Raw genomic sequence first — 12,783 nt, forward strand, 5'->3', positions numbered from 1 at the left:
TTCAATTGCGTGGACTTAACAAACTATGAATAGCTAAGACAACTATTTCAGCACAAAGCAGGAAGAAGGATGGGCCCTGTCGTTGTAAATGTAGTTAAGCTGCGTTGGTCCCGAAACCGTATCAAAAACCATGATATTATTTTCGCCGGCTACAAAATGAGGCCATTGCTTATCATTAACCTGGCCCGGAGCTTTGCCTTTTATAAAGTTTACCCAGGTTTGGTGTATTTGGTTAGCCAGTTTTAGTTCTGTATCGTTAAAATTGTGTTGTTTAGGTAAAAACCAAACATAGCCTAATTCATCGGCATGGGTTGCACCGGTACCATCGCGCTTGTAATCAAAACGGTACATCCAAACGTGGTTGCCTGCCTGCGCTAATGTGTTAGCCAGCCGGTAGCTGTGCATCTGGTACATGTATTGGGTGAGTACTTTTATGGCAGCGCTATCTGCATTGCCATTTTTAGCCTCGCTTTCAAAGTTTGATAAAATATAACGGTAATTATCACCAAACCAACCATATAGCACCGTGCTATCGGGGTGGTTGAGGCGTTTGTCAAAATTCATAAACATTTTACTTTCAAACTTATTGGTACCGATGAGGAAGCGTACTTTATCATTTCTGTTTTTGAGGATATATTGATATGGATCCTGCGAAATCACCGCGCCATCTATCACCGGGCCAAAATAGTTGGTGCCCTGTGCCCCATTGCTGATCTTTGCCTGTGCTGCTATAAATTTTTCGGCGGAGATTTTGAGGAGGTCGGCGGGTTTGCTAACACCCAGCTCGGTCATTAACCGCTGCCTGATGCCTTTAGCGGTAGCAGAATCCCGGATGCATTGCACGGCGCCGCTTTCTAAAATCTGCTGGTTGAAATAGCCTTTGGATTGTGGTGTTGCCAACAGGGCACTGGTGAGTTTTGCGCCTGCCGATTCGCCCATGACGGTAACCTTCGAAGCATCACCGCCCATCGCCGCAATATTTTGCCTGATCCATTTCAGCGCCATGATCAGATCGAGCAGGCCATTATTTCCAGATGATTGGTAAGCTTTGTTTACATCGCCCAAATACATAAAGCCGAAAACACCAAGGCGATAATTAATGGTAACAGTAACAACGCTGTCATCGTCGGCAAAAGCGTGGCCGTTCATTCCCATACCCGAGCCGCCTGTAAGCGAGCCGCCATGTACCCATACCAGTACCGGAAGCTTAGCGTCCCTTGCTGTTGTAGGCGTATATACGTTCAATGTGAGACAATCTTCGCTGCCTTTTAGTCCGCCTGCGCCGCCGCCCTGCGATGCCGGGCTTCCAAATTTTTCGCATGAAAGCGTGTCTTTCCATGCCGTCATTGGCTGAGGGGGCATAAAACGCAAAGGGCCAACCGGCGGTTTAGCATACGGGATGCCTTTAAATACCAGGGTTGGCCCTTCTTCGATACCTTTTATCCATCCACCTGATACTTTTGTTACAACTGTTTGGGCAGAGGTAGTAAAACCTAAAAATATGCCCAGTAAAAACGTGTAAACCGGAATCAGGCGGATGATGTTTTTCATAAAACGGTTGATCTTAATAAGTGGCAGCCAGCTGAAGCGCGTTATAAGCATTAACAACGCCACCGGTTACACAAAGATCGGTAAACGGAACTTCTTTTTTTGTCTCCCCATCTTTAATCTCTACATTATGTGATATTTTCACTACTGATTTCATGATGATCTCCTTAACCTGTACAGCCGTTAATTTTGGATAATATGAACGGATGAGCGCTGCCAGGCCGGTTACAACCGGTGCCGCCATGCTGGTACCATCATGCTCGGCATAGGCTGATTTTGGTGTGGTTGAATTGATGGCCACACCCGGTGCAAACACATCAACACTGGTTTTGCCATAATTGGAGAAGGACGCTTTCAGCGTTTCATCGTCTTTAGGGCCCGACGCGCCAACTTCTATCCAGGCACCGGCTACACCGCTTTTATCTTCATAAATACGGTTAGGGACGTTCAGTTCAACTTCGGTGTTATTGTTGTCATTACCCGCGGCATGTACCAGCAACACATCCTTGCTTAACGCAAATTTTACTGCATCATCAACTGCTTTTTTATTGTACGAGTAACTTTTGCCGAAGCTCATGTTGATGACCTTAGCGCCGTTAGCCGCAGCATAACGAATAGCGTTTGCTACATCCTTATCGCGTTCATCGCCGGTAGGTACTGTACGTACCGACATGATAGCTACATCATTGGCCACACCCATAACACCAAGATTGTTATCCCGTATCGCGCCAATGATCCCGGCAACGTGGGTGCCATGATCAGCATCCGGGCCGGTTACGTCATTATTGCCGTAAAAACGCTCATTAGCATTGTTATAGTTATCGCCCACGGTATCCCTCGAATTGAAATTAAGGTTGAGGTGATAATCCAACTGCTCTTTAAAGTGAGTTAAGCCGCCGTTTACCTCTTTCTCCCTGAACTCGGCTACATTTTTAAACGAAGGCAGGGCGCTTACCAATACACGTTTAACATAGGCCTCGCCATTATCTTTAGGCTCAAATTTGGTGATATCATCAAGGCTTGGGTTTTGGTTGCCCAGCTTGGTCAGTACCCCATCAAGCAGGGTATTGAATTTATTGATCACCGTATAGGTTTGCTGTGCTTTGGCAACCTGCTTAGCCATATCGGCTTTCATAGCGCTGTACGCTTTAAAATCGGCAAGGTCTTTTCCGGTAAGCTTGGTACTGTCAACGTTGGCAAAGCGGGCGTTGTTGATCCGCACCAGCCGGGTTAGCTCCAGGTTATCATAATGTACATCTCCTTTGGCCGATCCTATAAAATCCCAGCCGTGCATGTCATCGGCATAGCCGTTTTTATCATCGTCCTTTTTATTCGCGGCGGTTTCTTGCGGGTTGTTCCAGATCACCTTTTTAAGGTCTTCATGGTCCACATCAATACCCCCATCAATTACGGCTACCAGCACGGTAACGTGTTTTTTGCCTTTTAACAGTTCGTTGTATGCTTTTTCGGTACTGATCCCAAATACAGAATCGGTTTTAAGATCAAGGTTTTGCCAGTTAGGTTTAGTTTTTGGAGCTTCCTGCGCATAAGTGAATACAGGTAAGCAAAGCCCGGCTACCAGCACAAGCTTTTTAAGCGGAAAATTGTTTATCATTAATACTTTCAGTAATAGTTTATAAGTACAAAAACTCTAAAGTAGGTTTTTAATTGTTTAAAAAATGTGCGGGTTTGGTGATTTTAACACGTTTTCAGGAAAAAATATTTTTCTGATCACTCTACTTTTTGCTCAAAAATATGTTCAATTATAAATTTTGATTCTGCTACATAAACCTTTTTCCTGATCAGTTCCCGTAAATCGTCGGTGGCACCATCCCTTATCTCATACTTCTTTTCTTTGCAGGTTTTTATAAAACCTGTATACAATTGTTTCGCTTTGCCTGTTTCGCCTTTTGCAAGTGTGGCTAGCGCTATATTAAACATGGCGTAAGTGGCGTCATCCTGGTATTTCAGCGCCTTGTAAGAGTATTTTATACAGTCATCAAATTTACCAGCGCAATAATATGACCACCCCAGGTTCCCCAATGCATTGGCATAAGTGCTGTCAATAGCTATTGCTTTTTTGGCGGCATCAATAGCTGCCAGGTAGTTACCCGATTGCGTATAGCTTAAATTGAGCCCTACATAGGCGTATTTATAGGTCGGGTCGGCCTTTACTGCTTTCTGATGATAAGTTATGGCTGTTTCATATTGCTTTTTCTGATAGTAGCAATCACCTATCCTGTCGTATGGAAAAGGATATGATTTATCAATGCTGATAGCTTTTTGGAGATCTTTTATGGCATCATCCAATTTATCTGCGTAATAATAAGCGTCGCCGCGATCAACATAAAAAGTCCGTCGGTCGGGTTCCAGGTTGATGGCCTGTGTGTAAAGACTGATTGCTGTTTCGTATTCGTTTCTGTCGCAATAAATATCGCCTTTCAGGTTATAGCCGTCACCATCGTCGGCATTTTGGTTAATATGCAGATTGATAAAATAAAGGGCGCTATCAGGCATATCCATATTTTTGTAGCACCTGGTGAGGTTGTAGTAAGTCCAACTATAATTGGGCTTTAACTGTAATGTCAATCGCAGATCAGTTGCTGCTTCCTTATATTTTTCAAGATCGATCAGGCAGTCGGCCCGGTCATAATAAAGTACAAAATAGCCCGGAAAAAATTTAATGGCCTGGTTGTAATCAGCTATCGCCTTGTCAACCTCATCAAGATTATAATAGCACTTAGCCCGCATCTGGTATGCATGGGCATACTGTGGCCATACCGCCAATATTTGATCACAATACGTTATACATTCCCGGTATTTATGTTCATCAAACAGCATTTCTGCTTTCATTGTGTTGGCCGAAATCAATTCCGGACTGTCTTTTAGCAACCGGTTCAATTCAGTGCCCAAAGCCGATTTTCCTTTAAATGACGCGGTAAGTAATTTTAATCGTTTAGCAAAAACGGTATTAGGAGCATTTTTTAAAAAGCCGTCTAAAATTTTATCGGCATTTTTATCGCTGGGCTGTGATGTGAATACCAGTTTAAAAAAATCTTTCCCCAGCTGTTTTTCCGCAGGCGAAAGATTGCTATTGTCAGCAATATCCTTAACAAGGCTAAAAACTTCATAGCCCTGATAGGGCATGATCCGCGTTACATCTTTTTGTAAAGTGATGTTTTTAATGCTTTTGGATAGCAACATCATTCCTTTATCAATGCTGTCTTGCCTGAAACAGGTGATAGCCTCTTTTAAATAGGATGCATAGTCGCTGATCTGATAACCAGGTGCGGTTATTGGTACAGAAATTTTTTTACTGGAAGTATCCGCCGGTACTAAAGCCCAGGTGGTTAAGGGTCCTAAAATAAACAGCCAAAAAGCTATTGGTTTGAATGATAAGGTCATGCTATAAAAATAGCATATCCGGTTAATATTAAAAAATGGAAATGGGTTGCCTGCTTAATCCTATTTACCCAGCTCGGCCCTTACCTTTTTTACCTCAGCCGCAGTAACCAGGCTGCTGTTATTACCAAAGTTATTGCGGATGTAAGTGAGTACCGACGCGATATCAGCATCACTTAAAAAGTTATGCTTGGGCATGGCGCTGTTGTAAGGCCTGTTTTTGACTTTGATCGGCCCATCCAGACCGTTAAGCAGTACCCTTATAGCGAGGTCTTTTTCCATAAATTTACCACCGGTTACCCATTCCGATCCGCTAAGCGGCGGGATCATATTACCATCGCCGCGGCCATTTTTTTGATGGCAGTTGGCACAATAGGTATTGTAAATTTTAGCGCCGCCTTTGAGCATGCCGGTTTGCAAATCGCTCTTTAAAACATCGGGCAATCTGAAACCCGGCAGTTTTTTACGGAGCTCCATTTTGGCAAGTTCGGCCTTGCCAAACCCGGCTTTGTTACCCGTGTAGGAAATTTTCCAGATCTTTCCTTCCTCTGTTTCGCTGATGTATAAGGAACCATCGGGCCCCATGGCCAGCCCCATTGGCCGGTAAGCCGCGTCACTTACGCTTACTACCGTGTTTTTTCTGGTAAAGCCATCGGCAAAAACTTCCCATTGCCCAAAAGGTTTGCCGTTTTTAAAGGGTACAAAGCATACAAAAAAGCCGGCCTGTGGGTAAGGCGATCTGTTGGTTGAACCATGAAAGGCAATAAAAGCCCCGTTTTTATATCTTGCCGGAAACTGATCGCCGGTATAAAAAAACAGGTCGTTGGGGGCCCAGTGCGCTGGGAAAGCCATAATGGGCTGGGTGTATTTAGCACCGTTGCCGGCTTTTATGCCATCGCCGCCATATTCGGGGTTCAGAAGTTTTTTCTTTTTAATGGGATCATAATAGTAGTAGGGCCAGCCTACATCAGTGCCCTTTTTTACTTTAATAAACTCTTCAGCAGGCAGCACCGCGCTTTGCCAGGCACTGAATATTTTAGGGAACTGCAGACGCAGGTCGTCGCGACCGTGGGCTACCACATACAGGCAATTGTCGGCAGTATTCCAGTCCATAGCAACAACGCTGCGCATACCTGTGGCATAACGGATACCATCGGTCTGTACTTGATTAGGTTTAGCCTCATCAAACTGCCAGATGCCCCCATATTGCTGCAGCAAGGGGCAGCCCTTGATCCCTTTTGAACCGGGCACCCTGTTTTGCTCCTGGCAGGCGTTTGAGGGCGCGCCAAATGCCACGTACATGTGCCCGGCATTATCAAAGGCCAATGGCTTAGCGTCATGCTCATGCGGGGCGGTAGCATCATGCAAAATCAATTCGAGCGGGGCATCGGGTACCAATGTTTGCGGATTTAATTTGGTTCGATAAACATTTGCCTCCGAGCTGAAGTACAGGTATCCTTTATGTACCCTCATGCCTGTGCCATAGGGACCTTTGTCTTCATAATTGGCAAACTTTTTAATGATGTCTGCCCGTCCATCGCCGTTAGTATCACGCAGGGCAACGTTGCCGCCGATAGAATCGGGGAAGCGGAGTTTTACATAAATATCGCCATTGGTGTTCACCGCGATGTGACGTGCGCGGCCTTCCAAACTATCCACCACCACAACCGCTTTAAATTTGCCGGGCAGGAATAAGCCGCCATTGGTGGCAGTATCCTTAGCTGGCGGGACGGTGTTATTCCCGATGTTTTTAAAACTGACTATAAGCAGGGCACACAGTACCAGCATCACGCCGGTCGCGTTTTTTTTATTTTTCATTTGAGACGAACAGGTTATCTAAATGCAGGATTGGTATTAAACGGCAATGTCCTGCTATAAAAGCGATTTTGCAGGTAAATGTTTAGGAAGATTCATTTTTATTGCCTGAGAGACTAAATATTATAACATGGGCCGGATGTAAGGATATCATATTATCCCAAAAAGTCCTATCTTTTCAACAAAACAAAAGATCCATGCCCGAAACACATCCCGAAAAAAACAAATTAGGCCTGTGGACCAGTACTTCGCTGGTGATTGGCAATATGATTGGTGCAGGCATTTTCCTGATGCCAGCGGCTATGGCTTCGTTCGGGAGTATTGGTTTGCTGGGCTGGGTGTTCTCGGCAATAGGCTCGTTCTTTTTAGCGAAGGTTTTCAGCAACCTGAGCAAGCTGTTGCCCCATGCTACCGGCGGCCCATATGCCTACACCCGCGACGGGCTGGGCGATTTCATTGGATTTTTAGTGGCCTGGGGATACTACCTTGCTGTGGCCTGTGCCAACGCTGCCATTACTATCTCGTTTGTGAGCGCCTTAAGTACCTTTTTTCCAATATTGGGAAGCAGCAGTGTTATTGCTGTGATTACCGGTTTATGTTCTATCTGGTTATTAGCTTATATCAATACATTGGGCGTCGTTACCGGCGGCAAGCTGCAATTGGTTACCACTATTTTAAAGGTGTTACCACTGTTGCTGGTAGCTATCGGCGGTTTGTTTTTCATTAAGGCGGTAAACTTTAAACCTTTTAACGCCAGCGGGACAGGCATAGTCACCGCCCTGCAGGCAACCGCTACTATGACCATGTTTGCGTTTATTGGTATTGAAAGCGCCACCGTACCATCTGGCAGCGTGGCCAATCCCGAAAAAACAGTGGCCAGGGCAACTATGCTGGGACTGCTTATTACCACCTTTATCTATATACTGGGGAGTGTAAGCGTTATCGGTATTATCCCGGCGGCGCAGCTGCAAAAATCACTTACGCCTTATGCCGATACCGCGGTGATCATCTACGGCAGCAGCGCCCGCTACTGGGTTAGCGCCGGTATTGCCATCGCCGCTTTCGGTTCACTGAACGGGTGGACATTGCTACAAGGACAAGTGCCTTATGCCATTTCAAAAGATCAACTTTTCCCGCCGATATTCAGCCGCACTAATAAAAAGGGTGTACCTTATATGGGTATTATCATCAGCAGTATCATGGTATCGCTGTTTATGGCCATGAATTATACCAAAGGTCTGGTAACACAATTTAAATTTCTGCTGCTGCTTTCGCTGTTGAGCGTTTTGATTCCCTATTTGTTATCGGCAGCGGCTTACCTGGTTATCCGGGTACGAAAAAGCCCAAAGGCGGGCGGCTGGGCCGGAGCTATAGCACTGGCTATGCTGGCTTTTGCCTATGCGCTTTGGGCTATTGCGGGAGCCGGGCAGGAAGCTGTGTATTACGGCTTTTTACTGCTGATGGCCGGGATCCCGTTTTATGTTTGGGCCGCATTCACAAAAAATGCGAATTAGTTTTTCTTAAATATTATAAGGCCCCTGCCTTGATCTCGTCAACTACTGCCGGATCAAGCAAAGTACTGGTATCGCCCAGGTTTGAGGTATCCCCCTCGGCTATCTTGCGCAAAATGCGGCGCATGATCTTGCCCGAACGTGTTTTTGGCAAGCCGGTTACAAACTGGATCTTATCCGGTTTGGCTATCGGGCCAATGATACGTGATACCGTCATGATGATATCCTTGCGGGTAATGTCCTCATCGCCATGCTTATCGGGGCTCACCACATAGGCATAAACACCCTGGCCTTTAATATCGTGCGGATAGCCAACCACCGCCGATTCAACTACGCTGCTATGCATGTTGATGGCATTCTCCACTTCGGCAGTGCCTATACGGTGACCGGATACGTTCAATACGTCATCCACGCGACCGGTAATGCGGTAATAACCATCCTCATCGCGCAGACAGCCATCCCCGGTGAAATACATGTTTTCGTAAGTGGCGAAGTAAGTGGTGCGGCAGCGCTCATGATCGCCATAAGTAGTACGCAGCATGCCCGGCCACGGAAATTTGATACACAGGTTGCCGCTTACACCGTTGCCTTCAATCACTTTACCGTTCTCGTCAACCAATACGGGTTGCACGCCTGGTAATGGTAAGGTGGCATACCCCGGTTTGGTTGGGGTAATACCGGCGATAGGAGAAATCATGATACCGCCATTTTCGGTTTGCCACCAGGTGTCAACAATCGGGCAGCGGTTTTTGCCGATATTGTCATCAAACCAATGCCATGCTTCTTCATTGATTGGCTCACCTACAGAGCCTAATTTTTTGAGTGAGCTCAGGTCTTTATTATTTACATTGTCCAGCCCAAAACTCATCAACGAGCGGATAGCTGTTGGCGCGGTATATAATATGTTTACTTTGAATTTATCTACAATCTCCCAGAAACGACCACAATCAGGATAAGTTGGGATCCCTTCGAACATCAGCGTGGTAGCCCCCTGCGAAAGCGGGCCATATACGATATAAGAGTGACCGGTGATCCAGCCAATATCGGCAGTACAGAAATATACCTCGCCCTGGTTGTACTGGAATACGTTGGCAAAAGTATAACCTGTATAAACCATATAGCCGCCGCAGGTATGTACCACCCCTTTGGGTTTACCCGTTGAGCCAGATGTGTACAGGATGAAGAGCATATCTTCGGCATCCATTACCTCGGCAGGGCAGCTTGGGTTACCTTGTGTTTCCACTTTTTTGATCTCATCTTCCCACCAAACATCGCGGCCTTTGATCATGGATACCGGCGTGCGGCTGCGGGTAAGCACAATAACTTTTTTAACCGAGCGGCATTGTACCAACGCATCATCAATCACAGTTTTAAGCGGTACTTCTTTGTTGCCGCGTTTACCGCCATCGCAGGTGATCACGATGTTACACTCGGCATCGTTGATCCTATCGGCAATGGACTGTGCAGAAAAACCACCAAACACTACCGAGTGGATAGCACCGATACGCGCACAAGCCAAAACAGCAATAGCCAGCTCGGGGATCATGGGCATATAAATACAAACACGATCACCTTTTTTTGCACCGTTGTTTTTAAGTACGTTGGCAAACTGGCAAACCTTATCATGCAACTGGCGGTATGTTAAAATGCGGTGATCCTCTTCCGGGTCGTTAGGTTCCCAGATGATGGCCGGTTTATCACCAAGGGTTTCGAGGTGACGGTCGAGACAGTTTTCGGTTATATTGAGTTTTGCACCCTGGAACCATTTGATCTTAGGCTCCTTAAAGTTCCAGTCCAGTACGGTGTCCCACTTTTTTTGCCATAAAAAATTATCGGCAATGCCGGCCCAAAACTGCTCGGGCTGCTCAACACTTTGCTGGTAAACTTTTTTGTACTCTTCAAATGATGTAATTTTCATCGGTTGGTTGTTTGGTTGATGAAGCTGTTCCGGGTTTAAATTGTTTGTTTTTTGTCCTCCGTACCAAGTTTCATGCTGGTTTAAATGGTGGGCGTAATTTAATAATTTATGTGTGATGTATATATTAAAATTCTATCTTTTTAAAATATTTTAAAAAGTACTTATTGGATTAATTGTGGGCTCCGTTTGTTGTTGTTCCCGGCCGGGTGCGCGGGCGGCGTTAGGGATTGCAGTGGAAAGCCCGCAGCGAACGAGAGGGAGCGTAGGGGCCAAGCGAGGACTTGCAACGGAAAGCCCGGGCCGCAGGCAACGCCCATGTTATAAACCCGATTGCGAGGGCCATCTCCTTGCATTGGATACACGGCATGTGGGGCACCGATAAATCCGGCATGGCTTCCTGTTTTGATTGGCCAATAATACACAACCGAATATGCTATGATAATGCGCACAGCCGCCTAAAATTTTGTTACTTTTGCTCATATTGCTATACTAATTTATGAGCGAAGAAAGATCACTGAACTTTATAGAGGAAATTGTTGAAGAAGATTTGGCTGCCGGTAAAAACGACAACCGTGTACTTACCCGTTTCCCGCCCGAACCTAATGGTTACCTGCATATTGGTCATGCCAAGTCAATTTGCCTTAACTTTGGTTTGGCAAAAAAATACAATGGCCTTACCAACCTCCGTTTTGACGATACCAACCCTGTTAAGGAGGATGTTGAATATGTTGACAGTATTAAGGAAGATGTAAAATGGCTTGGCTTTGATTGGGCCAATGAGCTTTATGCTTCTGATTATTTCGATCAGCTGTATGCCTTTGCTGTTGAACTGATCAAAAATAACCTGGCCTATGTTGATGACAGCACAGCCGAAGAAATAGCCGCCCAGAAAGGTACGCCTACCGAACCGGGCACGCCAAACCAATACCGCAGTCGCTCAGTAGAGGAAAACCTGCAGCTGTTTGCCGATATGAAAGATGGCAAATATCCTGACGGCGCGAAAGTACTGCGTGCCAAGGTTGACCTCGCGTCGCCCAACATGCACCTGCGCGACCCATTGATGTACCGTATTAAACACGCTCATCACCATCGTACAGGCGATAAATGGTGTATTTACCCCATGTATGATTTTGCTCACGGGCAATCGGATGCTATTGAAGAGATCACGCACTCTATCTGTACGCTGGAGTTTGTACCTCACCGTCCATTGTACGATTGGTTTATTGAAAAGCTGAATATTTTCCCGTCAAAACAGTACGAGTTTGCCCGCTTAAACCTGAACTATACGGTAATGAGCAAGCGGAAATTGCTGCAACTGGTTAACGAAAACTATGTTGATGGCTGGGACGATCCGCGTATGCCTACCATCAGTGGTTTACGTCGCCGTGGTTATACCCCTGCTTCTATCCGTGAGTTTTGCGAGCGTATTGGCGTTGCCAAACGCGAAAACATGATAGATGTTGGCTTGCTGGAGTTCTGTATCCGCGAGGACCTGAACAAAACCGCGTGGCGCCGTATGGCTGTGCTTGATCCGGTTAAGCTGATCCTGGATAATTATCCTGAAGGCGAAACCGAAGTAATGCATGGCGAAAACAACCCCGAAGTTGAAGGTGGCGATGGCGGCAGGGATATTCCATTTGGCCGTGAGTTGTGGATAGAGCGTGAGGACTTTATGGAAGTTGCGCCAAAAAAATTCTTCCGCCTGGGTATCGGGCTGATGGTTCGCCTAAAAAATGCTTATATCATTAAAGGCGAAAGCATTGTTAAAGACGCCGATGGTAACATCACCGAGATCCATTGCAGCTACCTGCCCGAATCAAAATCGGGCCATGATACCAGCGGCATTAATGTAAAAGGCACCATCCACTGGGTGAGTGTTGAACACGCCAAAACTGCTGAGGTGAGGTTATACGACCGTTTATTCCAGGTTGAAGACCCTTCAAATGAGGATGGCGACTTTAAAGATTATATCAACCCTAACAGCCTGCATGTATTATCAACCGTATACATTGAACCAGATTTAGTTAATGCCGAGTTAGGCAAGCCGGTTCAGTTTATGCGTAAAGGTTATTTTACTTTAGATAAAAACTCGACTGATGATAAACTGGTGTTTAACCGCACCGTTACATTGAAGGACGGTTGGGGTAAAAAGTAATCGCCGCTGGCCCCCCTTAAAAAAATCATGTCATTGCGAGCGTAGCGTGGCAATCGCACGGAAGCATATCCGCCCTGTATAGCATGCGATTTGGGGTGTGATGGTTTATCCGGACAGTTGATCTGTCATGATTTATAAAAGTAAAAATAAATAACTTGTTGTTTGTTTGTGGTGTTGAAATGTGGGAAACTCGGAGAGTTTTCCATATTTCAACACGTTTTTCTTTTTTTGCTTCTTTTTTTCTTTTTATCGGGCCTCCGCTTTTTGTGGATAACTTGCCTTTCGCTCAAACGCCATCGGGCTGATATAGCCTAAGGCTGAATGTCTTCGGATAGGGTTATAGTACATTTCAATATATTCAAATATCTCGCTGCGGGCATTTTCTATATTTTCAAAAGAGCCGTCCTGCAATAGCTCGGCTTTAAACCGGGAGA

The 12,783-nt window shown here is 45.7% G+C and carries 8 protein-coding genes; 2 read left to right on the top strand and 6 right to left on the bottom strand.

Going from position 1 to position 12,783, the window contains the following annotated elements; translation table 11 throughout:
* Positions 1-42: 42 nt before the first annotated feature.
* The 4 genes from BLS28_RS16705 to BLS28_RS16720 form a co-directional block, all read right to left on the bottom strand.
* A complete protein-coding gene (locus BLS28_RS16705) occupies positions 43-1,551 on the bottom strand; it encodes a carboxylesterase/lipase family protein (RefSeq protein ID WP_176844489.1) in 1,509 nt (502 codons plus the stop codon).
* Positions 1,552-1,564: 13 nt separating this feature from the next.
* The gene (locus tag BLS28_RS16710) at positions 1,565-3,163 is read right to left on the bottom strand and encodes a S8 family peptidase (protein WP_091169686.1); all 1,599 of its coding nucleotides are present in this window, start codon (positions 3,161-3,163) and stop codon (positions 1,565-1,567) included.
* Positions 3,164-3,279: 116 nt separating this feature from the next.
* On the bottom strand, positions 3,280-4,953 hold the full coding sequence (locus tag BLS28_RS16715) for a tetratricopeptide repeat protein (protein WP_091169688.1): 1,674 nt from the start codon (positions 4,951-4,953) through the stop codon (positions 3,280-3,282).
* 60 nt (positions 4,954-5,013) lie between these two features.
* Positions 5,014-6,768, bottom strand: a complete 1,755-nt coding sequence (locus tag BLS28_RS16720) for a PQQ-dependent sugar dehydrogenase (protein WP_218134439.1) — start codon at positions 6,766-6,768, stop codon at positions 5,014-5,016.
* Between the two features lie 194 nt (positions 6,769-6,962).
* Between BLS28_RS16720 and BLS28_RS16725 the strand changes: the two genes are divergently transcribed.
* The gene (locus tag BLS28_RS16725; protein ID WP_091169691.1) at positions 6,963-8,279 is read left to right on the top strand and encodes an amino acid permease; all 1,317 of its coding nucleotides are present in this window, start codon (positions 6,963-6,965) and stop codon (positions 8,277-8,279) included.
* A 13-nt stretch (positions 8,280-8,292) separates the two neighbouring features.
* On the opposite strand, the gene acs is transcribed toward BLS28_RS16725, so the two are convergent.
* On the bottom strand, positions 8,293-10,194 hold the full coding sequence (gene acs, locus BLS28_RS16730) for an acetate--CoA ligase (RefSeq protein ID WP_090532845.1): 1,902 nt from the start codon (positions 10,192-10,194) through the stop codon (positions 8,293-8,295).
* 496 nt (positions 10,195-10,690) lie between these two features.
* Between acs and BLS28_RS16735 the strand changes: the two genes are divergently transcribed.
* Complete coding sequence (locus BLS28_RS16735; protein ID WP_090532401.1) at positions 10,691-12,349, top strand: glutamine--tRNA ligase/YqeY domain fusion protein; 1,659 nt, start codon at positions 10,691-10,693, stop codon at positions 12,347-12,349.
* 246 nt (positions 12,350-12,595) lie between these two features.
* On the opposite strand, the gene BLS28_RS31375 is transcribed toward BLS28_RS16735, so the two are convergent.
* Positions 12,596-12,783 (bottom strand): IS3 family transposase (locus tag BLS28_RS31375; RefSeq protein WP_256337460.1); only part of this gene is annotated, 188 nt, incomplete at its 5' end.

The organism is Mucilaginibacter gossypii (assembly GCF_900100945.1).
GTDB lineage: Bacteria > Bacteroidota > Bacteroidia > Sphingobacteriales > Sphingobacteriaceae > Mucilaginibacter > Mucilaginibacter gossypii.

Coding starts and splice junctions, on each gene's coding strand:
- BLS28_RS16720 (WP_218134439.1), bottom strand. CDS start 6,768: ATGAAAAATAAAAAAAACGCGACCGGCGTGATGCTGGTACTGTGTGCC.
- BLS28_RS16715 (WP_091169688.1), bottom strand. CDS start 4,953: ATGACCTTATCATTCAAACCAATAGCTTTTTGGCTGTTTATTTTAGGA.
- BLS28_RS16705 (WP_176844489.1), bottom strand. CDS start 1,551: ATGAAAAACATCATCCGCCTGATTCCGGTTTACACGTTTTTACTGGGC.
- BLS28_RS16710 (WP_091169686.1), bottom strand. CDS start 3,163: ATGATAAACAATTTTCCGCTTAAAAAGCTTGTGCTGGTAGCCGGGCTT.
- BLS28_RS16725 (WP_091169691.1), top strand. CDS start 6,963: ATGCCCGAAACACATCCCGAAAAAAACAAATTAGGCCTGTGGACCAGT.
- BLS28_RS16735 (WP_090532401.1), top strand. CDS start 10,691: ATGAGCGAAGAAAGATCACTGAACTTTATAGAGGAAATTGTTGAAGAA.
- acs (WP_090532845.1), bottom strand. CDS start 10,194: ATGAAAATTACATCATTTGAAGAGTACAAAAAAGTTTACCAGCAAAGT.